Source organism: Vibrio profundi (assembly GCF_005281835.1).
GTDB classification, from domain to species: Bacteria; Pseudomonadota; Gammaproteobacteria; order Enterobacterales; family Vibrionaceae; genus Vibrio; species Vibrio profundi.
On sequence record NZ_RZIS01000007.1, the window covers coordinates 54884 to 77572 of the forward strand.

General features: G+C 45.6%; 24 protein-coding genes. 7 read left to right on the forward strand and 17 right to left on the reverse strand.

Features of this window, described 5'->3' with window-relative positions:
* Window positions 1–137 precede the first annotated feature (137 nt).
* From ELZ11_RS16555 to aspA, 3 genes are all read right to left on the reverse strand, one after another.
* On the reverse strand, window positions 138–1985 hold the full coding sequence (locus tag ELZ11_RS16555; RefSeq protein WP_374939836.1) for a protein-disulfide reductase DsbD: 1848 nt from the start codon (window positions 1983–1985) through the stop codon (window positions 138–140).
* Between the two features lie 142 nt (window positions 1986–2127).
* The gene (locus ELZ11_RS16560; RefSeq protein ID WP_137358522.1) at window positions 2128–3435 is read right to left on the reverse strand and encodes an anaerobic C4-dicarboxylate transporter; all 1308 of its coding nucleotides are present in this window, start codon (window positions 3433–3435) and stop codon (window positions 2128–2130) included.
* Window positions 3436–3594: 159 nt separating this feature from the next.
* The gene (aspA, locus tag ELZ11_RS16565) at window positions 3595–5046 is read right to left on the reverse strand and encodes an aspartate ammonia-lyase (RefSeq protein WP_137358523.1); all 1452 of its coding nucleotides are present in this window, start codon (window positions 5044–5046) and stop codon (window positions 3595–3597) included.
* A gap of 284 nt (window positions 5047–5330) precedes the next feature.
* Between aspA and ELZ11_RS16570 the strand changes: the two genes are divergently transcribed.
* Window positions 5331–5843 (forward strand): FxsA family protein, encoded by a 513-nt coding sequence (locus ELZ11_RS16570; protein WP_137358524.1) that lies wholly within the window; start codon window positions 5331–5333, stop codon window positions 5841–5843.
* Between the two features lie 89 nt (window positions 5844–5932).
* Here ELZ11_RS16570 and trmL read toward each other — a convergent pair whose 3' ends face one another.
* The 4 genes from trmL to ELZ11_RS16590 all read right to left on the reverse strand — a co-directional run bounded on the left by trmL (window position 5933) and on the right by ELZ11_RS16590 (window position 9265).
* Window positions 5933–6412, reverse strand: coding sequence for a tRNA (uridine(34)/cytosine(34)/5-carboxymethylaminomethyluridine(34)-2'-O)-methyltransferase TrmL (gene trmL / locus ELZ11_RS16575; protein WP_137358525.1), 480 nt, complete (start codon window positions 6410–6412; stop codon window positions 5933–5935).
* Window positions 6413–6508: 96 nt separating this feature from the next.
* The gene (locus tag ELZ11_RS16580; RefSeq protein WP_137358526.1) at window positions 6509–7123 is read right to left on the reverse strand and encodes a superoxide dismutase; all 615 of its coding nucleotides are present in this window, start codon (window positions 7121–7123) and stop codon (window positions 6509–6511) included.
* Between the two features lie 73 nt (window positions 7124–7196).
* Window positions 7197–8579 (reverse strand): envelope stress sensor histidine kinase CpxA, encoded by a 1383-nt coding sequence (gene cpxA / locus ELZ11_RS16585; protein ID WP_137358527.1) that lies wholly within the window; start codon window positions 8577–8579, stop codon window positions 7197–7199.
* On the reverse strand, window positions 8579–9265 hold the full coding sequence (locus ELZ11_RS16590) for a response regulator (RefSeq protein WP_137358528.1): 687 nt from the start codon (window positions 9263–9265) through the stop codon (window positions 8579–8581). Before ELZ11_RS16590 ends, cpxA begins: the two co-directional genes overlap by 1 nt.
* Window positions 9266–9461: 196 nt before the next feature.
* Here ELZ11_RS16590 and ELZ11_RS16595 point away from each other — a divergent pair, with 196 nt between their 5' ends.
* From ELZ11_RS16595 to pfkA, 3 genes are all read left to right on the forward strand, one after another.
* The gene (locus ELZ11_RS16595; RefSeq protein ID WP_137358529.1) at window positions 9462–9959 is read left to right on the forward strand and encodes a CpxP family protein; all 498 of its coding nucleotides are present in this window, start codon (window positions 9462–9464) and stop codon (window positions 9957–9959) included.
* Window positions 9960–10084: 125 nt separating this feature from the next.
* Window positions 10085–10993, forward strand: coding sequence for a CDF family cation-efflux transporter FieF (fieF, locus tag ELZ11_RS16600; RefSeq protein ID WP_137358530.1), 909 nt, complete (start codon window positions 10085–10087; stop codon window positions 10991–10993).
* A gap of 307 nt (window positions 10994–11300) precedes the next feature.
* Window positions 11301–12263, forward strand: a complete 963-nt coding sequence (gene pfkA, locus ELZ11_RS16605; protein WP_137358531.1) for a 6-phosphofructokinase — start codon at window positions 11301–11303, stop codon at window positions 12261–12263.
* 209 nt (window positions 12264–12472) lie between these two features.
* Here the strand turns inward: pfkA and tpiA are convergent, their stop codons facing one another.
* On the reverse strand, window positions 12473–13243 hold the full coding sequence (gene tpiA / locus ELZ11_RS16610; protein WP_137358532.1) for a triose-phosphate isomerase: 771 nt from the start codon (window positions 13241–13243) through the stop codon (window positions 12473–12475).
* 249 nt (window positions 13244–13492) lie between these two features.
* On the opposite strand from tpiA, the gene ELZ11_RS16615 reads away from it, so the two are divergent.
* Window positions 13493–13840, forward strand: a complete 348-nt coding sequence (locus tag ELZ11_RS16615) for a 5-carboxymethyl-2-hydroxymuconate Delta-isomerase (RefSeq protein ID WP_137358533.1) — start codon at window positions 13493–13495, stop codon at window positions 13838–13840.
* 43 nt (window positions 13841–13883) lie between these two features.
* Window positions 13884–14309 (forward strand): DUF805 domain-containing protein, encoded by a 426-nt coding sequence (locus tag ELZ11_RS16620; protein ID WP_137358534.1) that lies wholly within the window; start codon window positions 13884–13886, stop codon window positions 14307–14309.
* Window positions 14310–14350: 41 nt separating this feature from the next.
* Here ELZ11_RS16620 and ELZ11_RS16625 read toward each other — a convergent pair whose 3' ends face one another.
* From ELZ11_RS16625 to glpX, 3 genes are all read right to left on the reverse strand, one after another.
* Window positions 14351–14680 (reverse strand): DUF3135 domain-containing protein, encoded by a 330-nt coding sequence (locus tag ELZ11_RS16625; RefSeq protein WP_137358535.1) that lies wholly within the window; start codon window positions 14678–14680, stop codon window positions 14351–14353.
* Window positions 14681–14795: 115 nt separating this feature from the next.
* Window positions 14796–15419: a helix-turn-helix transcriptional regulator gene (locus ELZ11_RS16630; RefSeq protein WP_137358536.1), complete on the reverse strand. Its 624-nt coding sequence runs from the start codon at window positions 15417–15419 to the stop codon at window positions 14796–14798.
* Between the two features lie 148 nt (window positions 15420–15567).
* Window positions 15568–16575: a class II fructose-bisphosphatase gene (gene glpX, locus ELZ11_RS16635; RefSeq protein WP_137358537.1), complete on the reverse strand. Its 1008-nt coding sequence runs from the start codon at window positions 16573–16575 to the stop codon at window positions 15568–15570.
* 321 nt (window positions 16576–16896) lie between these two features.
* Here glpX and zapB point away from each other — a divergent pair, with 321 nt between their 5' ends.
* Window positions 16897–17139 (forward strand): cell division protein ZapB, encoded by a 243-nt coding sequence (gene zapB, locus ELZ11_RS16640; RefSeq protein WP_137358538.1) that lies wholly within the window; start codon window positions 16897–16899, stop codon window positions 17137–17139.
* Window positions 17140–17220: 81 nt separating this feature from the next.
* Here zapB and rraA read toward each other — a convergent pair whose 3' ends face one another.
* The 6 genes from rraA to cytR all read right to left on the reverse strand — a co-directional run bounded on the left by rraA (window position 17221) and on the right by cytR (window position 22614).
* Window positions 17221–17733: a ribonuclease E activity regulator RraA gene (rraA, locus tag ELZ11_RS16645; RefSeq protein WP_137358539.1), complete on the reverse strand. Its 513-nt coding sequence runs from the start codon at window positions 17731–17733 to the stop codon at window positions 17221–17223.
* A gap of 73 nt (window positions 17734–17806) precedes the next feature.
* Complete coding sequence (locus ELZ11_RS16650; protein ID WP_137358540.1) at window positions 17807–18724, reverse strand: 1,4-dihydroxy-2-naphthoate polyprenyltransferase; 918 nt, start codon at window positions 18722–18724, stop codon at window positions 17807–17809.
* Window positions 18725–18877: 153 nt separating this feature from the next.
* A complete protein-coding gene (gene hslU / locus ELZ11_RS16655) occupies window positions 18878–20212 on the reverse strand; it encodes an HslU--HslV peptidase ATPase subunit (protein WP_137358541.1) in 1335 nt (444 codons plus the stop codon).
* 59 nt (window positions 20213–20271) lie between these two features.
* A complete protein-coding gene (hslV, locus tag ELZ11_RS16660; RefSeq protein ID WP_137358542.1) occupies window positions 20272–20820 on the reverse strand; it encodes an ATP-dependent protease subunit HslV in 549 nt (182 codons plus the stop codon).
* A 122-nt stretch (window positions 20821–20942) separates the two neighbouring features.
* Window positions 20943–21491 carry an SPOR domain-containing protein gene (locus ELZ11_RS16665; RefSeq protein WP_137358543.1) on the reverse strand — a complete coding sequence of 183 codons (549 nt, stop codon included), beginning with the start codon at window positions 21489–21491 and terminating at the stop codon, window positions 20943–20945.
* 115 nt (window positions 21492–21606) lie between these two features.
* Entirely contained in the window at window positions 21607–22614 is a 1008-nt protein-coding gene (gene cytR / locus ELZ11_RS16670; protein WP_137358544.1) for a DNA-binding transcriptional regulator CytR, read from the reverse strand.
* Window positions 22615–22689: the final 75 nt, after the last annotated feature.

Sequence of the window (22689 nt, forward strand, 5' to 3'; positions counted from 1 at the left end):
TTATTATTGTCTCGATTGCGTATCTGAACAATCTCTAAGCACTAAAAGTCTGAACTCAATCGACTTTTGATAGGATGTCACGAGGTGGCTTTCATTAGTGTCATAAAAAAGCCGCACAATGTCGTGCGGCGTTTTTATTAGAGCTGGTGGCCATTAATGTGGGCTAAGAATTTCTCGGCATTCATAAAGCCAGTGACCCGAGCACTTGGAATGTGGTTGCCTTCTCCATCCCAGAATTCGATCGTTGGTAAGCCAAGGACTTTGAGCTGGGAAAGAAGCTCGATATCTTGAGGTTGGTTACGTGTGACATCCGCTTGTAGCAGGACAAAACCTTGCAGCTTGGCTTCAACATCGGCTTGATGGAAAGTGTATTTTTCAAACTCTTTACACGCAACGCACCAGTCAGCATAGAAATCTAACATCACAGGTTTGCCAAGCTTCTGTGCTAGCGCGAGCTGCTCTTCGAGTTCTTGCACATTGTTCACACGAGTAAACTGCACTTGTTGCTGAACAGTTTGCTGAGCTTGACTTGTAAACCAGTAATTTAGTGCCGGTTGAGCAGAAGCAAATAACCCTAGCATCGCGATAATACCAACCGCGCTCTGCTTCCAGCCGCCAAATGGCAATGCGTTCTTACTGTGGTAAAGCCAGCCAAATGCGATGAAGCCAAGCAGGGACCATAAAGCGGTAGACCAAAGTTCTGGCAAGATCCGCTCAAGTAAGAAGATCGGTGCTGCCAATAGAATGAAACCGAAGACGATTTTGACTTTATCCATCCAGCTGCCTGCTTTTGGCAGAAGTTTATTACCAAAGACCGCCACTAAGATAAGTGGAATCCCCATTCCCATCGCTAGGGCGTAAAGCGCAATACCGCCCGTTACTAAGTCGCCGCTTTGAGCGACGTACAATAGCGCGCCAGATAATGGGGCTGTGGTACAAGGTGAACATACCAAACCTGAGATTGCGCCCATCGCAAATACGCCAGCACCATTGCCGCCTTTTTGTTTATTCGAGAGATTGTTTAGCCAAGTTTGCGCACTACTAGGTAACTGCAGGCTGTAAAGGCCAAACATTGACATTGCCAGTGCAACGAAGAGTAGGCTCAAGCCGATCAATACATAGGGGTGTTGCATGGCCGCTTGAAATTGCATGCCTGCAGAAGCGACAACTAAACCTAGTAAGGTATAGGTGAGCGCCATGCCCTGAACATAAATGAACGATAGCCCTAATGCACGGCGTTGGTTGAGCTTACCGCCTCCAAGCACTATCCCGGTCAGGATCGGGTACATAGGCAATACACAAGGGGTGAAAGCTAAGCCGACTCCAAGCGCTAAAAATAGGAATGGTGTCCACCAACTGTCACCAAGTTTATCCGCTAAGTTAGTTTCTTGAGTGACAGGTGCCGCTGATTGAGTAGGAGCAGGCTGAACTGTGTTTTCATGAACTTTCTTTTCAAGATCTTTGTTTTCAGGTGCCTTGGTGGTTTGAATCGAAGGTGTCGCAGAAGCGTTATTAGTATCAAACGGTTGTAAGTCTATAACGCGTGTTTCTGGCGGATAACAAAAGCCGGCTTTCGCACAACCTTGGTATTGCACAATCAGTTTCGCGCCATCTTGATAGTCAGAAAGAGGAACTTCTACAAACAGTGGCTGAGTGTAAATGTTCACCTTACCGAAAAACTCATCTTGGTAAGGCTGACCTTCTTCCATCACCACATCGCCGACCACCGCATTTTCTGCGCTAAAAGACATCCGGCTTTGATAAAGGTAGTAATCTTCTTTTACTTGCCAATCGAGTAGGACTTTATTGTCCTGCTGATAGAAATTAAATGGAAATGCTTGATCGACAGGGACAAAAGTATTGTTACTGTTGCCTAGGGTTAAGCCTTGGTCGTTCTTGCCAAACAAAGCAAGAGCAGGGTTGGACAAAGTTAAAAGCCCAATAAAGATAAATGAGATGACAGCGCGCATAGAGAAATTCGTCATTATTAAGTTGAATGTATCTTAACGTAATCAGACAGGCTAGGCGCTTAATAAGTTTCACATTTACATCATCAAGTTGAAGAAAACTTCGAATAGATAAAGAAAAAGGAAGCCGAAGCTTCCTTTTTTCGATGAGGTTCAAAGGCTAGATAAGTAAGCCGCCGAAGCCAAAGCCAAGTGCAACTGCAGTCGCGATGGTTACCACACCTGGGATAAAGAACGGGTGGTTAAAAACGTAATTACCGATACGTGTTGAGCCAGTGTCATCCATTTCTACCGCGGCAAGTAATGTAGGGTAAGTCGGCAGAACGAACAACGCACTTACTGCAGCGAATGAAGCAACCGCTGTAAGTGGTGCCACACCAATTGCTAATGCAGCTGGCATCAGCGCTACCGTCGTTGCACCTTGAGAGTAAAGCAGCATAGACGCAAAAAAGAGTACTAGAGCGAGCATCCAAGGGTAGTCAGACAATAGAGCGCCCGCTACATCTTTGATTGCATCTACGTGAGCGTTCACGAACGTCGAGCCTAGCCATGCCACACCTAGTACACATACACATGCCGTCATACCTGAACGGAAAGTTGGTGCAGAAGCGATTTTCGATGCATCAATTTTAGTGAACAGTACGATACCGGCCGCAGCCGCAAGCATCACGCTCATGATCGCTTCATTACGACCGAGTGCTGGATTTTCAATTAAGCCAACCGAGCTAGAAATCGCCGCCGCGTAACACACCACAAAGCCGATCGCAGCGAGGAAAATGAACGTCGCTTTCTTTGCCGTAGGCAAAATTTCACGCTGTTTTTCAGTCGCCAGTTTGATTAAGCCTTTTTCTAGGCGTTCCTGATACACAGGGTCATCTTTAAGATCGCTGCCCATGAAGTTCGCAACAAAAGCTCCCACCATACAAGCGATAAACGTGGTTGGGATGCACACCGCTAATAGTGTTAAGTAATCGACGCCAAAAGGTGCCAGCATTGCCGCAAACGCGACGACAGCAGCAGAAATTGGTGAAGCGGTAATCGCGATTTGAGAAGCAACCACAGCAATCGATAATGGACGAGAAGGACGTACACCTTGGCCTTTTGCTACTTCTGCAATAACAGGCAGCGTAGAGAATGCTGTGTGACCCGTACCCGCCATTAACGTCATTAAGAAAGTCACAACAGGTGCGTAGAAGGTGATGCGTTCAGGGTGTTTTCGGAGAAAGTTCTCAGCAATTTGTACTAACCAATCCATACCACCTGCGACTTGCATAGCGGCAATGGCAGTAATCACCGACATGATGATTAAAATTACGTCTACCGGAATGAAAGCTTGGCTGGTCGGTACGCCAAGGATGAGTGAAAGTGCAATAACACCAGCGCCGCCCGCAAAGCCGATTCCGATGCCACCGATTCTGGCCCCCAAGAAAATAAAGAGCAGTACAACAAAGAGTTCAACCGCAATCATAGTGATACCTCATTTTTTAGATTTTAATTATCTGAAAACTCAAGGATTGAATGTTCAGATAATTGTTCTCAACAGCGTTCGCAAAATAACCATGAATAAAATAAGGTTAACCGTATTCAAGCCGAAAAAAGGGCTCCGAGAGGAGCCCTATTTCTGCGATTATTCGTAGCGTTTCGCTTTATATTGAGGATTCATGAGGTTGTCAACAGAGAAGATGTCATCAAGCTCTTCTTCGGTTAATAAACCGCGCTCAAGGACGACTTCACGTACACTCTTACCGGTTTCCGCACAAATCTTACCAACAATGTCACCTTCGTGGTGGCCAATGTATGGGTTTAGGTAAGTCACGATGCCGATAGAGTTAAATACGTGCGCTTCACATACTTCTTTGTTTACTGTGATGCCATCAACACACTTGTCACGTAGGTTCACACACGCGTTAGTTAGAATATCTAGTGATTCAAACATGCTTTGTGCGATCACTGGTTCCATTACGTTCAACTGTAGCTGTCCGCCTTCCGCTGCGAAAGAAACCGTGTTGTCGTTACCTAGTACTTTAAAGCAGACTTGGTTAACCACTTCAGGTACCACCGGGTTTACTTTAGCTGGCATGATTGAAGAACCCGCTTGCAGTTCAGGCAAGTTTAGTTCGTTTAGACCCGCACGAGGGCCAGAAGATAGCAGACGTAGGTCGTTACAAATCTTAGACAGTTTCACAGCCAGACGCTTAAGTGCGCCGTGCGTCATTACGTAAGCGCCACAGTCTGACGTTGCTTCAATCAAATCTTCCGCTGGTACACACTCAAGGCCTGTGACTTCAGCTAGGTGTTTCACTGCTAGCTCTTGGTAGCCTTTTGCTGCGTTTAAGCCAGTACCGATTGCCGTCGCACCAATGTTCACTTCAAGTAGTAGCTTAGACGTGTATTCTAGGTTTTTGATTTCTTCGTTTAACGTTACTGCCCAAGCATGGAACTCTTGACCAACCGTCATTGGCACAGCGTCTTGTAGCTGAGTACGGCCCATTTTTAGAATGGTGTTGAATTCTTGGCTCTTAAGCTCGAATGCGCCTTTTAGGTATTCGATAGAATCAATTAGCTTACGCACGCTGTTGTAAACAGAAATACGGAAACCAGTCGGGTAAGCACAGTTAGTTGATTGGCTCTTGTTTACATGGTCATTCGGGTTAATGAATTCGTACTGACCTTTTTCTTTACCCATCAATTCAAGTGCAACGTTCGCGACCACTTCGTTCGCGTTCATGTTCACTGAAGTACCGGCACCACCTTGGAAAACATCCGATGGGAACTGATCCATGCACTTGCCTGTATCTAAGATAACGTCACACGCTTGGATGATGTATTTCGCGACTTCGCTAGGTATTACGCCTAACTCTTTGTTTGCTAAGGCCGCCGCTTTCTTTGTCATGACCATGCCACGTACGAATTCTGGTACGTCAGAAATCGTTACGCTAGAAATGTTGAAGTTCTCAATTGCGCGTAAAGTGTGAATGCCGTAGTACGCGTCTGCAGGAACATGACGTTGACCAAGTAGGTCTTCTTCGATACGAGTTGCTTGATTTGCGGTTTGAGGCGCTTGGGATAGGGTAGTCATAACAGGATCCTTAGAGAATTATTCTGACAATATAGTAAATTATTAGCCATTTCTGTGCGCTAAGAGTCCGTTCGCTAGAATTTTTGGCTGATAAATCCGTCCTGACTTATGTGGCACATAATACTGTACCTAGCGCATAAAAATAGTAACTGGATCACCTTTTTTACTTTTCTTAAGTCAATATTTTGCAAGGTTAAAATTCGGCTTCAAACATGGATTTTTACACGATAAATTTGAGCTCTTAGTCCCTTTACGCGTACACTGAGGGCAACAAAGGAGGGCGTGTGTTTCCTATCTTATTATTACTCTTTATTTTTGTTCCTATCATTGAGATCGGACTCTTTATTCAAGTTGGTGGATTTTTAGGTCTGTGGCCGACGATTGGATTGGTATTAGTGACCGCATTTGTGGGGGCGTCATTAGTGCGTAGCCAAGGTATTCAGACGTTAATGTCGGTACAAGGGCGATTACAGCAAGGTGAATTACCTGCTCAACAGATTCTTGAAGGCGTAATGCTAGCGGTAGCGGGTGTACTGCTGTTAACTCCAGGCTTTATGACGGATGCGCTAGGTATGTTAGTGCTACTACCGGCACCGCGCGCGATTATTGCGAAAAAGCTGATGGAAAAAATGGTCGTGAAGAATATGTCGGGTGGTGGTTTTCAAGCTGGCTTTGGACAAAGCCCATTTGAGCAAGACCCGTTTCATCGTGACCCGTTCAACCATTCGAAGGATAACAATACCTTTGAAGGGGAGTATGAACGCAAAGATGACGATGACCGAAATAAACTGAATTAATAAAAAAGGCTCTAGATTGTTCTAGAGCCTTTTTTGATCGAGCTGAGTGTCTGATGGTGTAGAGAAAACCAGCGCAGATTCGTTGGCGTTTATACCGCGCCTTCAAACCCCATTTGACGCCATGCTTCAAACGCAATAATTGCGACGGCATTCGATAGGTTCAAGCTACGAGCATCTGGCATCATTGGAATACGAATACGTTGATCCATTGGCATGCTTTCAATGAAATCTGCAGGCAGGCCTCGAGTTTCTGGGCCAAACATCAGCACATCACCTTGCTGGAATTTAGCATCGACATGGTGGCCTGTCGTTTTGGTGGTGCAGGCAAAAATTCGAAAATCGCCTTCACGTTCATTTTCTAAGTACTCAATGAAAGCTTCTAAATTCTTATGGCGCTTTACTCGAGCTAAATCGTGGTAGTCCAGACCCGCGCGACGCACCTTCTTTTCTTCTAAATCAAAACCCAGTGGTTCAATTAAATGTAGGTTTGCACCGCAATTCGCGCATAAGCGAATAATGTTACCAGTGTTTGGGGCGATTTCAGGTTCATACAGAGCAATATCAAACATGCTAATTCACTATTAATAGAAGAAAAGTCGCTAGAGTATAAGGCGGCTTATTGTTGCAATACAAGCCACCTCTTGGCGAGTGTATGTGTTGATGGATTATTCTTGGAAGAGCGCGACTTCGTAGTTTTCGGCGACGGCGTCCCAGTTCACCACATTCCACCATGCTTCAATGTATTCAGGGCGGCGGTTTTGATAACTGATGTAGTACGCGTGTTCCCAAACGTCCAACGCTAGAATCGGCTCACCTTGCTCGGCTGCAGCGTCCATGAGTGGGTTATCTTGATTGGGGGTTGAAGTGATGTGTAGCTGTTTATCTTTCACGATTAGCCATACAAAGCCTGAGCCAAACGTATTGACCGCCGCTTGAGAGAAGGCTTCTTTGAATACATCAAACCCGCCAAAGGTTTCACGAATGGCATCGCCCAGCGCACCTTGTGGTTCACCGCCTCCATGAGGAGACATGCAGTACCAATACAATACGTGGTTGTAATAACCACCCCCATTATTTCTGATGGCCGGAGCATGGCTAGAGATATTGGCAAAAATGTCTCGGAGGGTAGCACTTTCTAAGCTGCTGCCATTTATCGCAGTCATGAATTTGTCGTAGTAAGTTTTATGATGCTTACTGTAGTGGACTTCCATGGTTTTCGCGTCGATATAAGGTTCTAACGCGTCATAAGCGTACGGAAGTTCGGGAAAAGAGTGTGACATGGTAAATCCTCCATAATTAGAGGACTTACCATAATGATAATAACAATCATTATCAACTGTGATCTTTGTAAGGTTATTTTCCTAGGAGTAGTGGCAAGGTGATTTCTATCTGCAATCCACCGAGTTGGCTGCGAGTGGCGACAATACAGCCACTGTGTTGGCGTATCGCACTTTCAGTAATCGCTAGTCCTAACCCTGTGCCACCTGAATGACGATCGCGAGCGGTCGATACTCGATAGAAGGGGCGGAAAATCGATTCCAATTCATCATCGGGTACGCCATCACCATTGTCTTCTACTCGTACTGTCAGTTGATCTTGCTCGACAGCGAAGTTAACAACCACCTGATCTTTACCGTAGTAAATGGCGTTGCGTGTAATGTTGTCGAGCGCACTCATTAGCAGTTTCGGGTTACCTGCAATCGAATGATCTGGAATCGCTGAAAAGGTCAACTGCTTGCCCATTTGTTCAGCTTCAAATTGCGCGTCTTTGAGGATTTCCTCCCACAAACTTGATAGCGGTTGTACTTCTCGAGTCAGGTGGCTATCGACTTGCATGCGAGACAATGTCAGCAACTCTCCGATCATTTGTTCCAATCGCTGCGCTTCGGTATCAATGCGTTCGTGCTCTTGGCTTTCTCCCTGTTTGCGTATGGCTAAGGCGTTTGCCATGCGTAAGCGAGTCAGTGGTGATCTTAGCTCGTGCGAAATATCAGACAGCAATCGTTGCTGACCAGAAATCATTTGGTTTACCGCTTCGACCATTTGGTTGAAGCTTGCTCCCGCTTGCCTAAATTCCGACGTGCCTTTTTCTAGTTCAGCATCAACTTCAAATTCACCGTTGGCCACACGTTTTGCCGCGCGCTCAAGTTTGCGTGCGGGTTGGCTCAATGCCCAAGCTAACCACAGCAGTAAAGGTGTACTGACGAGCATCACGGCCAATAAGAGCTGTAAGGGTTTATCGAACAGTCGCAGTAGGAAAGGCGAAGGCTGATTCCATTTAACACCGATGTAAAGCAACAGATCTTGCTGAGCAAGTTTTACTGGCAGTGGACCGGCAATCATATAGTGGCCATAGAGCTTTTGTTTTGGCTCTGCGGGAGTATCTATGGTGGTCACGAAGTTTTTGATCGCTTTGAGCTTAAAATCTACGTGCTTTTTGGTGGTTAAGACATTGCCTTCCAGATCGGTGACAAAAAATCTTGGACGCATGTCTTTACGGCTCATGGGTGCGTCTAGTTTAAATAAAATTCGCCCAAGGTTATCTTCGCCTTTAAAACGCTTTTCGACCTTTTTGGTCATTTGAATCAGGCTTTCGTAATGATCCGTCGGAATATCACGCGCTTTACGTGGATCTAAATGCGGCAGCGACAATACCGCCAATAGCACCAGTAACATGGTGAACCAAAAGATGGAAAAGATGCGCCCGTATAAGCTAGTGATCTTAGGGAAACGCATCAGTCTTCCTCAATTAACAAATAGCCGCGGCCACGCAACGTTTTAATGCGTGACTTGCCATCTTCACGCTCAGGCAGCTTTTTACGTAGGTTGGAAATGTGCATGTCAATAGCGCGGTCAAACGCAGCCAAGCGCTTACCTAGTACATCAAGGCTTAAGCTTTCTTTGGTGATCACTGTTCCTGGATGTTGAATGAGGTGGCTGAGTAAAGCGAATTCGGTGGTCGTGAGGTCGACCAATTGATCGTTGCAATACGCTTCTTGTTTACCCGGATACACTTTGATGTCTTGGTACTCGATTACATCGCTGTTGGGTTTAGCCCCCGTGGTTTGAGTGCGGCGTAAAATGGCGCGGATTCGGGCTAATAGTTCTCTGTCGCTGAATGGTTTCGGTAGGTAATCGTCAGCACCAAGCTCAAGACCAATGACGCGATCGATCTCTTCTCCCTTAGCGGTCAGCATCAGCACGGGTGTTTGCCAGTTTTCTCTGAGCTTTTTGAGGGTTTCCATGCCATTCAACTTCGGCATCATTACATCTAATAAGATGAGATCGATGTCATCAGAGATTGCTTCTAGGCCTGCATAGCCATCGTTCGCTTCCGAAATGGTGAATCCTTCGAAGCTCAAAATGTCTTTTAGTAAGCTTGTCAGTTCAGTGTCGTCATCAATAAGAAGAATATGTGCCATGGTTACCTTACCTCGTTGTGTACCATTTAATCTTACTGCGATTTTGCTATCGAATAATAGTCTTTACGATTCTTTACGATTTCTCAACGTTGCTTTACGACCAGCGGCCTATTCTACACTCAAGCGCTGACTACACAGCCACAACACATAGTGAACGAATAGACCCCACACCAGATATTGAATCGAGGCAAATATTATGAAAATGACGAAAAAACTTGTTCTAGCGGCAGCAGCTCTTCCTCTTGTTTTTGGTACCGCGAGTGCTTACGCATTTGGTGGTGGTAAAGGTGACCACAAAGACATGCGCGGTAAATGCGGCGGTTTTGATAAAAGCATGATGCGCCAGTTAGACCTAACTGAAGATCAGAAGCAGCAGCTTAAAGATATGCGTGAAGCAAGCCGTGATGAAATGAAAGGTAAGCACGGCGAGAAATTTGCTGGGATGCAAGCGAACCACGCAAAAGTTCAAGAACTCGTACTTGCGGACACGTTCGACGAAGCTGCCGCTAATGAACTGGCGACTCAAATGGTAGAGAAGCAAGCTGAGCGCCGCGTTGCAATGTTAAAGAAACAGCACCAAATGATGAGCGTATTAACGGCTGAGCAGAAAGACCAGCTGAAAGAGCTTCAACAAGAGCGCATGCAAAAGTGTTCTGACAAAATGGAAAAGCGCTTCGCGAAGCACGATAGTTAATCGAACTTCTCTCATGCAGAGCTAATAGCGTACAAAAAGCGGCCAATGGCCGCTTTTTTATTGTCATATTCAAGTGTTAGATTGCACGTTATACTTTTGCTATCTGTGCTTTGAATAGTTGAATTATGAAACAAGAATACGCACGTTTAGTCACGCTCGCTGCTTGGGCGGCAACCTCTATCGCGACGATTTTGCTGGTGGTGAAAGTTGCTGCCTGGTGGGTCACTGGATCAGTGAGTCTATTGGCGTCGGTGGTCGATTCATTATTGGATATTGCTGCATCGGTCGTGAATCTTCTTGTGGTGCGTTATGCGCTTCAACCTGCTGATAAAGAACATACTTTTGGTCATGGTAAAGCCGAATCTTTAGCCGCATTGGCTCAAGCTATGTTTATTTCGGGCTCTGCCTGCTTCCTTATCTTAAATGGTGTTGAACGTTTCTTCAGGCCTCACGAACTTAACTCCCCTGAAATCGGTATTTACGTCAGCTTATTTGCGATGATGATGACCTTTGGTTTGGTACGATTCCAACAACATGTTGTGAAGAAGACCGGAAGCCAAGCCATCGCGGCAGACTCCCTCCATTATCAGTCCGATTTGTACATGAATGCCGCGATTATGTTGGCGTTAGCACTGAGTTGGTTTGGCTTAGGGCAGGCGGATCCAGTATTTGCTATTGGTATCGGGTTCTACATTTTGTACAGCGCTTATCAAATGGCGATGGAAGCGATTCAATCTTTACTGGATAGGCAGCTTCCAGATGAAGAACTTGAGCAAATTAAACAAGAATCTTTGAGTGTGGAAGGCGTATTAGGGGTGCATCAGCTACGCACTCGAATGTCTGGTCCCGTTCGCTTTATTCAATTGCATTTAGAGCTAGACGATCAAATCCCACTAATTGAAGCGCATCGCATTTCTGATGAAGTGGAAGCTAAGCTTATAACGGCTTTCCCTGCAGCTGATGTATTAATTCATCAGGATCCTTATTCGGTGGTCTTTGGACCAGAAAAGCAGCAAAAGTCTGAGCAGTGGTGAGGTAAATAGGGGACTTGGTAAGGCCTCTGAATATGAACTACATTGAGTGGACGAAGAGAAAAGTTGGTGCTTTGAACGATTGATAGTAACAAGTTCTGTTGATTCTGATGTGAATCAACAAAGTGATCTGGCAAATCTGTAATACTCTTACATAAGTAGAAAAGTTACAGAAATTAGTGCGATTTGAGTGGCATTCTTGTTGAGGAAATGTAACATAGCGCACAAAATATAGAATTAATGTTTTGTTGATATACAATCAGCAAGAACGAAAAAATCAATAATAGATTCCCAAAAATCGAGGGTGAGCATGATTAAGAAGATCGGTGTTTTGACAAGTGGCGGTGACGCACCAGGCATGAACGCTGCTGTGCGTGGCGTAGTTCGTACTGCACTATCGGCTGGCATTGAGGTTTACGGTATTTACGATGGTTACCTTGGCCTAGTTGAAAACCGCATTGAGAAGCTAGATCGTTCAAGCGTTTCGGATGTAATCAACCGCGGTGGTACTTTCTTAGGTTCTGCACGTTTCCCTGAATTCAAAGATGTGAAAGTGCGTGAAAAAGGTATCGAAAACCTAAAAGAACACGGCATTGAAGCGCTAGTGGTTGTTGGTGGTGACGGCTCTTACATGGGTGCGAAAAAACTGACAGAAATGGGTTACCCATGTATTGGTCTTCCAGGCACTATCGATAACGATATTGCAGGTACAGATTACACAATTGGTTTCCTGACAGCGTTGAACACTGTTATCGATAACATTGACCGTCTACGTGATACTTCTTCTTCTCACCAACGTATTTCTATCGTAGAAATCATGGGCCGTCACTGTGGTGACTTGACTCTGATGTCTGCAATTGCTGGTGGTTGTGAATACATCATTACTCCAGAGACTGGCCTTGATAAAGAGCAGCTTATCAAGAACATTCAAGATGGCATCGCGAAAGGTAAGAAGCACGCAATCATTGCTCTGACTGAGCTGATGATGGATGCGAACGAACTTGCGAAAGAGATCGAAGCCGCGACTGGTCGTGAGACTCGCGCAACGGTTCTTGGCCACATTCAACGTGGTGGTCGTCCAACTGCATTTGACCGTGTTCTTGCATCTCGCATGGGTAACTACGCAGTTCACCTTCTTCAAGAAGGTCACGGTGGTCGCTGTGTTGGTATCGAAAAAGAGCAGCTAGTACACCACGATATCATTGATTGTATCGAGAACATGGAAAACCCATGTCGTGGTGACCTGTTTAAGGTTGCTGAAGAGTTGTTCTAAACCTTTATTGGTTACAGAATTAGAAAAGCCGCTGAGAAATCAGCGGCTTTTTTGTATCTGGTGATTGTGCTTCATCATCATAGAGTGCTAACCCAATGCTCATGTTGAGCGCGAAAATGGCGCCAACGAAGTGAAATTAATCAACCGTTACAAAAAAGGTCAGCATACGCTGACCTTTAACTTACCGAGCCTTACGGCTAAGCAATCAATTAAGCTTTAGCTTCTGCTGCTGCTTTTGCGATAGCTGCGAAGCTTTTCGCGTCTAGCGCTGCACCGCCAACTAGAGCACCGTCGATGTCTGGTTGTGCGAAGTAAGCTGCTGCGTTTTCTGGCTTAACAGAACCGCCGTATTGGATTACTACGTTTTTCGCTACTTCTTCAGATTTCTCTGCGATGTGAGCACGGATTTGAGCGTGGATGCGTTGTGCATCTTCAGCTGTTGCTGCTTTACCAGTACCGATAGCCCAGATTGGTTCGTAAGCGATGATTGCGCCTTCAAGAGCTTCAACACCTTGAGTATTGATTACTGCGTCGATTTGACGAGCACATACTGCAACAGTTTCGCCCGCTTCGTTTTGTGCTTCAGATTCACCGATACAAAGAACTGGAGTTAGGCCGTTCTCTTTTAGGAATGCGAATTTCTTAGCAACGAACTCATCTGATTCGTTGTGGTATTCACGACGCTCAGAGTGACCGATGATGATGTGAGAAGCGCCGAACTCTTTAAGCATTGCTGGAGACATGTCGCCAGTGAATGCGCCGCTGTTGTTTAGGTCAGTGTTTTGTGCACCTAGGATTACTGCGCTACCAGCTTCTGTAAGCGTACGCTCAGCTAGGTCAACGAAAAGTGCAGGTGGAGCAACTGCTACGTCTACGCCTTTAACGCCTTCAAGTTCAGCGTTAAGACCGTTAAGTAGTTCAACAACCATTTCTTTGCTGCCGTTTAGTTTCCAGTTACCCATAACTACAGGATGACGCATAGGAATATCTCCAAGTATTTAAAATATATAGAATGTAAAAAATAAACTTAATTACGAAATAATATAACAGATTAATATCAACAGATCATGACTGTGGTCATGTCTTTCTAGGATCTTATTGAATGGTCAGAGTAGATTTTGAAGACTTATCAGTGATCCAGCAGACAGAATAATAGTGAAGCTCTCGGATTTTTCACGGTTAATTGTTATTAAAGGACAAACGATTGCGTGAAAGTATAGGAATTGAGAATGCCCAACCTAGTTTTAGAGTATTCAAACTCAGTGGACGAACGAGTGAACCTTCAAGGCTTATTAGAAGATTTGCATGATGTAACGATGAATTGTGGTTTGTTCGATGCAAGCTCGGTGAAATCACGCGCACTGCGTTGCCATAACTGGTTGGTGGGTGAAGAAGGCGATAATGTGGATTTCATTCACATCAGCTTTGAGCTTCTTGAGGGAAGAACCGAGGAGCAAAAGCGTGAATTGTCGAGGCAGCTAATGGAAGTTTTACAGCAACAGGCTAGCCATGTTCGTAGTCTAACCGTTAATATGAGAGACATGGATAAGAGCTGTTTTCAAAAAGTGATTAACTAGTTTGCTGCCTCGCTTTGGCGGCTTTTTATATTGAGTGTGTAAGATGTCGATGAAAGAATTACTGTTCTCATTCAAGGGTCGGATTGGTCGTAAGACATTCTGGACTTGGAATATTGTTTACTACGTATCTATTTTTGGCTTCGCTTCGGGCATCAGTGTTCTGTTCCCAGCGTATGCCTACATTCTGCTACCTGTTTTCCTGCTGTTTTTATTGATCCCAGATTTAGCCGTCACGGCTAAGCGTTGGCACGACAGAGATAAATCGAATCTATGGTTGTTGTTAAACATTCCTTTGGTCTTAGGTCGATTAGCGACTCCAATGGCTGCGCCATCAGCAGAAGGAACGAGCACTATGCAGATGGTGGCGACCACGGCGGCATTAGCATGTGGATTATGGATTTTGGTTGAATGTGGCTTTTTGAAAGGCACTGATGGTAAAAACCAATACGGTTCTGACCCTGTAGCGTAATCAATGATGTTCAATAAAAAGGAGGCTTAATGCCTCCTTTTTTAATCACTTAGCTTAAACGGGATAATGTCTGCGGTTGTCTCTTCATGCCCGTAGCTGTCTCCCTCTAAAACTTCTTGAAACTTAAACATCTGGCAGCGCAGCTCTTGCATCAGCACTACGTTAGTATGGTCTGGATTTTTACAGCGACTGACGACGAGGTCGATGTGGCTTTGTTGAGCTCTAAGCCTATCTTGCATCCCTGTAGAAGCGGAACATATCATTTCTTCACACATCTCATGCTTGAACTGATTGAAGGCATCTGGATTTTTTGCCAGTTCAACGAGTTCATCAAAAGGCGGCAGGGGCTGATCAATTTGTGGGTATCCCATAAAAACGTCCTCAGTGCTTACTGATAACAAACACACTACTTAAAGCATAAGAGAGGATAGTGATTATATCTTGGCCAAATTGTCATGTTCTCAAAAGTGAGACTGAAAGGTGAGGTTAGCTTTGAAGTGGGGTTATGGTGTAGGTGCAGCGGCGCTCGCCGGCAATTATGTGTTCAGCTCGAGCGATGTCGCATTCATCTTTTAATAACTCTTTGAATACGTTGAGCTCCGACTGACATAGGCTAGGGCAGCGAGTTGCAGCTTTGCAAATCGGACAGTGATTCTCGATCAAGACGAAGTGGTCAGTTTCATGGATAAGCTCGGCCATGTAGCCTTCATCTTCGCGAAGCTGAGTTAAAGTTTGTAGCTTGGATTTCAGATCTAAACTGTTTTCTAGTGCAGAGCGATATTGCTGAAGTGTGGTGGCTTCACGCTCGGCTGTGACCTTGGCTAAGCCTTCTTTACCGAATAAATTTTGAACCGCATCGATGACTTGAATCGTCAGTTCACCATGACGATCCGCAAATTGAGCGTGGCCATGAGGCGTGAGAGACCAATGACGAGTAGGGCGACCGACTTTGACTTTGACATCATGAAACGCAAGCACGCCGTCATCTTCTAAGCTTTGTAAGTGCTGGCGTGCCCCCATAGTTGTCATACCGAATTCTTCTGACAATTGCTTAGCCGTGACTGCACCATGGCGTTTAATCGTATTTAAGATGCGATCGCTTGTTTTCATGTTATCCCTACCTTGATTATCTTATCTATTATGAGGCAAGGCGTTTATAAAGCAAACCATTTACTATATGAAAGCGTTATCCTTGCAGAGGTGAGATACAAAAAAGGCTGATATCACTATCAGCCTGTTGATGTCTAATTATGTCACTTTAAAGAATGTGTCCGATCACTTCTGGATCTTTACGCTCTAAGTAGTGAATCGACTTGATACGACGAATGGTGCGGCAACGTCCACGGATCAACAGAGTTTCCGTAGTTGCGATATTGCCTTGACGAGTGATACCTTCTAGTAGGTCACCTTTGGTAATCCCTGTCGCAGAGAACACAACGTTGTCGCTGCGTGCCATGTCTTCCATCTTCAATACGATGCCTGCAGTTACGCCCATTTCAGCGCAGCGTTCTAGCTCAAGTTCGCCGTGCTTACGGTTTTCTTCGGTATCACCTTTTACTTCATGGCGAGGTAATAAGCGCCCGTGCATGTCACCATCAAGTGCGCGAATAACTGCAGCAGACACAACACCTTCAGGAGCGCCACCAATGCAGTACATGACATCTACTTCGCTGTCAGGCATACAAGTGAGAATGGAAGCTGCGACATCTCCATCTGGCACTGCGAATACACGCACGCCCATCGATTGCATTTGAGCAATCACTTGGTCGTGACGAGGCTTCGCTAACGTAGTGACAACTAAGGTATCCAGTGTTTTCCCTAGTGCCTTCGCGATGTTTTCTAGGTTTTCTTTCAGTGGCAGTGCTAAGTCGATCGCCCCTTTTGCGCCTGGGCCTACCACTAGCTTTTCCATGTACATGTCAGGTGCTTTAAGGAAGCTGCCTTTTTCACCAGCGGCTAATACAGCAAGCGCATTGGATTGGCCCATTGCTGTCATGCGAGTCCCTTCAATTGGATCAACGGCAATGTCTACGGCATCGCCGCCAACACCGACATTTTCACCGATGTATAGCATAGGTGCATCATCGATTTCGCCTTCACCAATAACAATCTCTCCGCTGATTTCTGTTTTGTTTAACAGGCTACGCATCACTTCAACTGCAGCGCCATCGGCTGCGTTTTTATCACCACGGCCAAGCCATTTATAACCGGCCAGTGCTGCACCTTCAGTGACACGAGAAAATGCCATTGCTAAATCGCGTTTCATGCGGACTCCAAAATATTCAAAAGGGGAATAGAAATTTCGCGCGGATTTTACCATATCACAAAGGAAACGTTTGCTTTTTTACATGGGCGCTATTGTGGCGGATCAATGTGGTGGCCGATTTGCTAAATATTCACCCGACTAATTAATAAGCGTGAGATTTGACCTTAACGAAAGTCAATCTTAGGTCAATTGCGATGTTTTTTTAGCCGAATGACGCAAAATATACAATATAGAGAGTGTTTATCCGCGCCGTGCTGAGTAGAATGGGGAAATATAGTGGAGTAACCTTCAACTCAACCGGACAATTAAAGGTAGGCTAAGATGTCTTTTGAAGTACTAGAGCAACTAGAAGCAAAAATTCAAACAGCAGTAGATACAATTGCACTTCTTCAAATGGAAGTGGAAGAGCTTAAAGAAGAAAAAGAACAACTTGCGTCTGAAGCGAACGAGCTAAAAGCAAACCGCGAAGAGCTTGAGCAAAAAGCACAACAAATGCAGCAAGAGCACGCAGCATGGCAAGATCGCATCCGTAACCTTCTAGGTAAAATGGATGAAGTAGAGTAAGTCTACGCCCAGGATTTAAAAAGCCCGCTCATTGATAGCGGGCTTTTTTATTGATGCGAAATCTGAGTCGGTTACTCGACGTTAAATGTCGTCTTCTTCCTCGAGCTCTAAATCGATATCGAGTGGCTCTTGAGATAAAATAATGCCGGTATTGTCGGCATACAGGTAATCTTCGGGCAGAAAAGTAACGCCACCAAAATTAACAGGAACGTCTTTTTCGCCGACACCACTTTGGCTCGCCCCGACAGGAATAGAGGCAAGGGCTTGAATGCCGATGCTCATGTCTTCTAAATCGTCCACTTCACGCACACAGCCGTAAACGACAATGCCTTCCCATTCGTTTTCTTCGGCGATCGCGGCAATTTCAGCATCGATCAGCGCTTTACGTAACGAACCACCTCCGTCGATCAACAATACGCGGCCAAGACCATCTTGTTCGACGACTGAGCGGATAAGCGCGTTATCTTCAAAACACTTAAGCGTCGTGACTTGGCCAGCAAAGGATGCGCTGCCCCCAAAGTTACTAAACATCGGTTCTACGACATCTACTTGATCTAAATAAATATCACACAGTGCTGAGGTGTTGTATTCCATGACGTACCTTTTGGGCTAGGAGCTTAATATTGAGTATATCGGTGGTTAAAACCAATGCAATACTATCCCAGAATTAACTGAGTAGAGTTTGAGCTACGACAACCCCAGCAAACAATACGTTAGTGATCAAAGAACATTTCACAATCACGGGCATCATAGGGGCAATCTGCGCAGGTTTCACAGTCTCCCAGACATCTTTACCGTGCTTTGAGACGACGATGATACTGAGCAAGAAAGGCAAACTAATCCATAGTGGTTTACCTTGGATAATCAGGTAAGCAGCAAAAGAAGCGATGGCAAATCCAAGTAATAAAAAGTGATAGTGCTTGGCTTTACGTTGCCCTAATCGAACTGCCACAGTGCGCTTGCCACATTCGCTGTCGTTTTCGATGTCGCGCATGTTGTTGATATTGAGCACGGCAACCGCCATTAGCCCACAGCCTAAAGCTGGTAGAAATAGGCTGGCTTCTACATTGCCAGTATGTAAGAAGTAGGTTCCTGAGACTCCCAGTAGTCCAAAGAAAATAAAGACCGACAAATCTCCCAGCCCAATGTAGCCATATGGTTTATTACCGACGGTATAGGCGATAGCCGCAATAATCGCGAGCACTCCTAAGCCAATGAAAGCCAAAATACTTTCTATGCTGGTCAGGGCATGAAACACCAAAGTCAGCCCTGCGATCATGGTGAAGACTATATTTAGCACAATGGCTTGTTTCATTGTTTTGGCATCGACCGCGCCGGATTGCATTGCACGGACAGGCCCCAAACGTTTGTCGTTGTCTGTACCTTTAACAGCGTCGCCATAATCATTGGCAAGGTTAGATAGGATCTGTAATAGCGTGGCTGTAATGAATGCCAGTAGGGCAACCGACAGTGAGAAGTGCCCGGTGGAGAAGGCTAGGCTACTTCCGGTTAAAATGGATACTAGCGCAAGAGGCAAAGTTTTTGGTCGCGCGGCATCGAGCCAAATAAGCAGGGATTGTTTCATCGGCACACACTGATTCATAAAGTCGGTTTCATAAAGTAAAATCAGTATACGCCCATTTTTTGGCGAATAAAAAGCCCACTGAACAGTGGGCTTTAATTTGGTTAATTAGCTGCAATTTCCTTGAGATAGAGCAACTAGTGTTGATTTTCTGTGCTACAGAATGAAGCGGCTTAGGTCTTCGTCTTCAACGAATTCACCCAGTTTCGACTTCACGTAACCTGCATCGATGGTCAGCTTGCTGCCGGCTTTATCTGTCGCATCAAATGAAATCTCATCCATTAGACGCTCCATAACAGTGTGTAAACGACGAGCACCAATGTTCTCTGTGGTTTCATTGACCTGCCATGCCGCTTCAGCAATTTGAGTGATGCCATCTTCAGTAAACTCAACATCAACATCTTCGGTTTTCATTAGAGCGATGTATTGTTCAGTTAAAGAGGCTTTCGGCTCTGTAAGGATACGCTTAAAGTCGTGGCTGGAAAGCGCTTCAAGTTCTACGCGAATTGGTAAACGACCTTGAAGTTCTGGAATAAGATCAGAAGGCTTAGCAACTTGGAAAGCGCCTGATGTCACGAACAAGATGTGATCGGTTTTCACCATGCCGTGCTTAGTCGATACTGTGCTACCTTCGATCAGTGGCAGCAGGTCGCGTTGAACCCCTTCACGAGAAACATCTGGGCCTGAGCTGTCGCCACGCTTACAAATCTTATCGATCTCATCAATGAAGACGATACCGTTGTTTTCAACGTTGTAGATCGCGCTTTCTTTTAGCTCTTCTTGGTTCACAAGCTTAGCCGCTTCTTCTTCAGTTAGGGCTTTGAATGCATCTTTGATTTTTAGCTTACGCTTTTTCTTTGTATCACCCGCAAGGTTTTGGAACATGCCCTGCAGCTGGTTAGTCATCTCTTCCATGCCCGGAGGTGCCATGATCTCTACACCCATTTGTGGTGCAGCAACATCCACTTCGATTTCTTTGTCGTCTAGCTTGCCTTCACGCAGCTTCTTACGGAAAATTTGGCGAGTGTTAGAAGAAGATTCGTCGGCTTGTTCGTTCTGACCCCAAGCATCACGCGCTGGTGGCAGTAGCGCATCAAGAATGCGCTCTTCAGCTTGTTCTTCTGCGCGGAATTGTACTTTTTCCATTGCTTGCTGATGAGTCATCTTGATCGCTACGTCAGTCAGATCGCGAATGATGGTCTCAACTTCTTTACCTACGTAACCAACTTCGGTGAATTTTGTTGCTTCAACTTTAATGAAAGGTGCATTAGCCAGCTTCGCTAGGCGACGTGCGATTTCAGTTTTACCTACACCTGTAGGACCAATCATTAGGATGTTCTTTGGTGATACTTCTACGCGCAGGCTTTCGTCAAGCTGCATACGACGCCAGCGGTTACGCAGTGCAATGGCAACAGAACGTTTAGCGTTTTCTTGGCCGATAATGTGACGATTGAGTTCGTGAACAATTTCGCGAGGAGTCATTTCAGACATGGTATTTCCTTAATTCTTTTAACTTACGGTTGATAGCGCTGTTTGTGGAGTGCGGCTGATTATTCAGGCTTAGGCAGTTCAACAGTGCTTTCGAGTTCTTCAACCGTATGATGATGGTTCGTGAAGACACAGATATCACCAGCAATGGTTAGGGCTTTTTCTGCGATGTCACGAGCGTCTAAATCTGTGTTGTCTAATAATGCAGTTGCAGCGGCTTGAGCGAAGTTACCACCAGAGCCAATTGCGATAAGGTCGTTTTCTGGCTGAACCACATCGCCGTTACCAGTGATGATAAGAGAAGCGGTTTCATCTGCGACTGCTAGCAGAGCTTCTAACTTACGTAGCGCGCGATCGCTGCGCCAATCTTTTGCGAGTTCAACCGCTGCTTTGGTTAAATGACCTTGGTGCATTTGCAGTTTGCTTTCAAATTTTTCGAATAGCGTGAAAGCATCTGCTGTACCGCCAGCGAAACCTGCCAGTACTTTGTTGTTATATAGGCGGCGAACTTTACGGGCGTTGCCTTTCATTACCGTGTTGCCTAGAGATACTTGTCCATCACCCGCGATGACGACTTTATTATTACGGCGTACAGATACAATGGTAGTCACGAGTAGGGCCTCTTAATGCTTTTTATATTTGGGTATAGGAAGTATATGAGGATAACGCTGGGTAATTTCAAGGGAGCTAAAGCGCAGAAAGCCTTCATTGCTGAAGGCTTTCTGGTAAATATTTATTGCGATTCTTTCCAAATTGCACACGGCTCAATTTTCGCACGCTGCAGTTTATGACGATCGCGTTCAGCATCACGCTTAAACTTGTATGGGCCAAGAACGACTCGGTACCAACTGCTGTTTTCTTTTTTACGAACTTTGCTGTTGATGCCTTGGAAGGCGATGTCTAATTTACGCGCTTCTGCTTGGCTCAGTTTTTTATACGCGCCGCACTGCATGATGTAAGGAATTTCCGAAACTTGTTGTTCCTTCGCTTTCACTTCTACTTGACGATTCGGCAATGTTTCCACGTAATCCCATTTTTCTTCAGGGGGCGGTGGAATTGGCTTACTTGGTTTCGGCTTAGGTTTTGGCTTGGTCACTGTGGTTGGCGGTGGCGGCTCAGGATCGTTGCTGAGCAGATACAGGCCGTAGCCAAATCCGCTTAATAGGAAGACTGCTAAAAGGCCACTACGCCAAGGTTTACGGCGAGGGGCTTGTTTACTGGTTGTTTTTTTTGTCGGCTTCTTAGGAGCACGACCTCGTCTCACATAATCTCTATTGGCCACAAGACAGTTTCACAATTACGAATACTGTTCTCATGGTAATCCAGATTGTTCAGATATGACAGTGTAGAAATGGAAGCGGCACATCAAAATGTGCCGCGACAAATAGCGAGTATCGTTATTGCATTCGTGGTGGAGCGGTACTGCCACGGACAACCAGTTCCGTTTCAAGGAGTCGGGAACCTGCTTGAACTTCATTACCTTTTAGCACGTCTAGCATCATCAGCATGGCTTGGCGGCCAATCTCGTAACGAGGCTGAGAGATAGTCGTTAACGGAGGATCGCAGTATTGAGCAAATTGAATATCATCAAAGCCAACCACCGATAAATCTTGAGGAACGCGCAGGCCGAGCTTCTTCGCTTCTTGGATTGCACCAATCGCCATCGTGTCATTATGACAGAACACTGCGGTCGGTTGCTCTGGTAAGGCTAACAGCTGGCGAATCGCTTTAGCGCCCGCTTCGAAAGTGAAGTCACCGCCAGTGCAATAGGTAGGGTTCATAGCGATCCCTGCGCGGCGTAAGGCTTGTTGGTAGCCTTGCTGACGGAACTGACACAGCGCTGCAGTCTTTGGCCCAGAAATCTGGCCGATGCGTTTATGGCCGAGCTGGGTTAAGTAATTCACCGCTTCAAACGCTGAAGTCAGGTTATCGATATGAACGGTTGGTAGCTCTAACTCTGGTGCAAACTCACACGCCATTACCATAGGCGGTAAGTTTTTTTGTTCTGGTTTGCTGACATCAAATGGGTGGTCGGTACCCAAAAGCAACATGCCGTCGGCTTGTTTAGTGAAGACTAAGTTCACAAACGAGCTCTCGCGTTTTTTCTGTTGGCCGCTGTCGCCAAGCAACACTAAGTAGCCATGCTCGACCGCTGCATCTTCAATACCGCGAATGATTTCAGTGAAGTAAGGATCACAAATGTCGGGAACAATAGTGACAATGGTTTTGGATTCGTTGCGGCGTAGATTTCTCGCTAACGAGTTTGGTGAGTAGCCAGCTTCGAGTACAGCATCTTCGACACGCTTACGTGTAGATGAAGATACTTTTTCTGGATTCATAAGCGCGCGTGAAACTGTCGCTGTCGAAACCCCTGCGAGCTGGGCAACATCCTTCATTGTCGCCATAAATTGACCTCTTAATTTCCTTGTTATGCCATCGACTGAGGCATTTAATTGTTGTTCTTATTGATAAAACTATGT

What these genes read in the sequence shown, in the direction of transcription:
- ELZ11_RS16560 (WP_137358522.1), bottom strand. Translation starts at nt 3,435, where the DNA reads ATGATTGCGGTTGAACTCTTTGTTGTACTGCTCTTTATTTTCTTGGGG.
- hslU (WP_137358541.1), bottom strand. Translation starts at nt 20,212, where the DNA reads ATGTCTGAAATGACTCCTCGCGAAATTGTTCACGAACTCAATCGTCAC.
- rraA (WP_137358539.1), bottom strand. Translation starts at nt 17,733, where the DNA reads ATGGAATACAACACCTCAGCACTGTGTGATATTTATTTAGATCAAGTA.
- ELZ11_RS16595 (WP_137358529.1), top strand. Translation starts at nt 9,462, where the DNA reads ATGAAAATGACGAAAAAACTTGTTCTAGCGGCAGCAGCTCTTCCTCTT.
- trmL (WP_137358525.1), bottom strand. Translation starts at nt 6,412, where the DNA reads ATGTTTGATATTGCTCTGTATGAACCTGAAATCGCCCCAAACACTGGT.
- ELZ11_RS16650 (WP_137358540.1), bottom strand. Translation starts at nt 18,724, where the DNA reads ATGAAACAATCCCTGCTTATTTGGCTCGATGCCGCGCGACCAAAAACT.
- tpiA (WP_137358532.1), bottom strand. Translation starts at nt 13,243, where the DNA reads ATGCGTCATCCTGTAGTTATGGGTAACTGGAAACTAAACGGCAGCAAA.
- fieF (WP_137358530.1), top strand. Translation starts at nt 10,085, where the DNA reads ATGAAACAAGAATACGCACGTTTAGTCACGCTCGCTGCTTGGGCGGCA.
- ELZ11_RS16615 (WP_137358533.1), top strand. Translation starts at nt 13,493, where the DNA reads ATGCCCAACCTAGTTTTAGAGTATTCAAACTCAGTGGACGAACGAGTG.
- ELZ11_RS16625 (WP_137358535.1), bottom strand. Translation starts at nt 14,680, where the DNA reads ATGGGATACCCACAAATTGATCAGCCCCTGCCGCCTTTTGATGAACTC.
- glpX (WP_137358537.1), bottom strand. Translation starts at nt 16,575, where the DNA reads ATGAAACGCGATTTAGCAATGGCATTTTCTCGTGTCACTGAAGGTGCA.
- ELZ11_RS16555 (WP_374939836.1), bottom strand. Translation starts at nt 1,985, where the DNA reads ATGACGAATTTCTCTATGCGCGCTGTCATCTCATTTATCTTTATTGGG.
- ELZ11_RS16590 (WP_137358528.1), bottom strand. Translation starts at nt 9,265, where the DNA reads ATGGCACATATTCTTCTTATTGATGACGACACTGAACTGACAAGCTTA.
- pfkA (WP_137358531.1), top strand. Translation starts at nt 11,301, where the DNA reads ATGATTAAGAAGATCGGTGTTTTGACAAGTGGCGGTGACGCACCAGGC.
- cytR (WP_137358544.1), bottom strand. Translation starts at nt 22,614, where the DNA reads ATGGCGACAATGAAGGATGTTGCCCAGCTCGCAGGGGTTTCGACAGCG.
- ELZ11_RS16620 (WP_137358534.1), top strand. Translation starts at nt 13,884, where the DNA reads ATGTCGATGAAAGAATTACTGTTCTCATTCAAGGGTCGGATTGGTCGT.
- aspA (WP_137358523.1), bottom strand. Translation starts at nt 5,046, where the DNA reads ATGACTACCCTATCCCAAGCGCCTCAAACCGCAAATCAAGCAACTCGT.
- cpxA (WP_137358527.1), bottom strand. Translation starts at nt 8,579, where the DNA reads ATGCGTTTCCCTAAGATCACTAGCTTATACGGGCGCATCTTTTCCATC.
- ELZ11_RS16580 (WP_137358526.1), bottom strand. Translation starts at nt 7,123, where the DNA reads ATGTCACACTCTTTTCCCGAACTTCCGTACGCTTATGACGCGTTAGAA.
- zapB (WP_137358538.1), top strand. Translation starts at nt 16,897, where the DNA reads ATGTCTTTTGAAGTACTAGAGCAACTAGAAGCAAAAATTCAAACAGCA.
- ELZ11_RS16630 (WP_137358536.1), bottom strand. Translation starts at nt 15,419, where the DNA reads ATGAAAACAAGCGATCGCATCTTAAATACGATTAAACGCCATGGTGCA.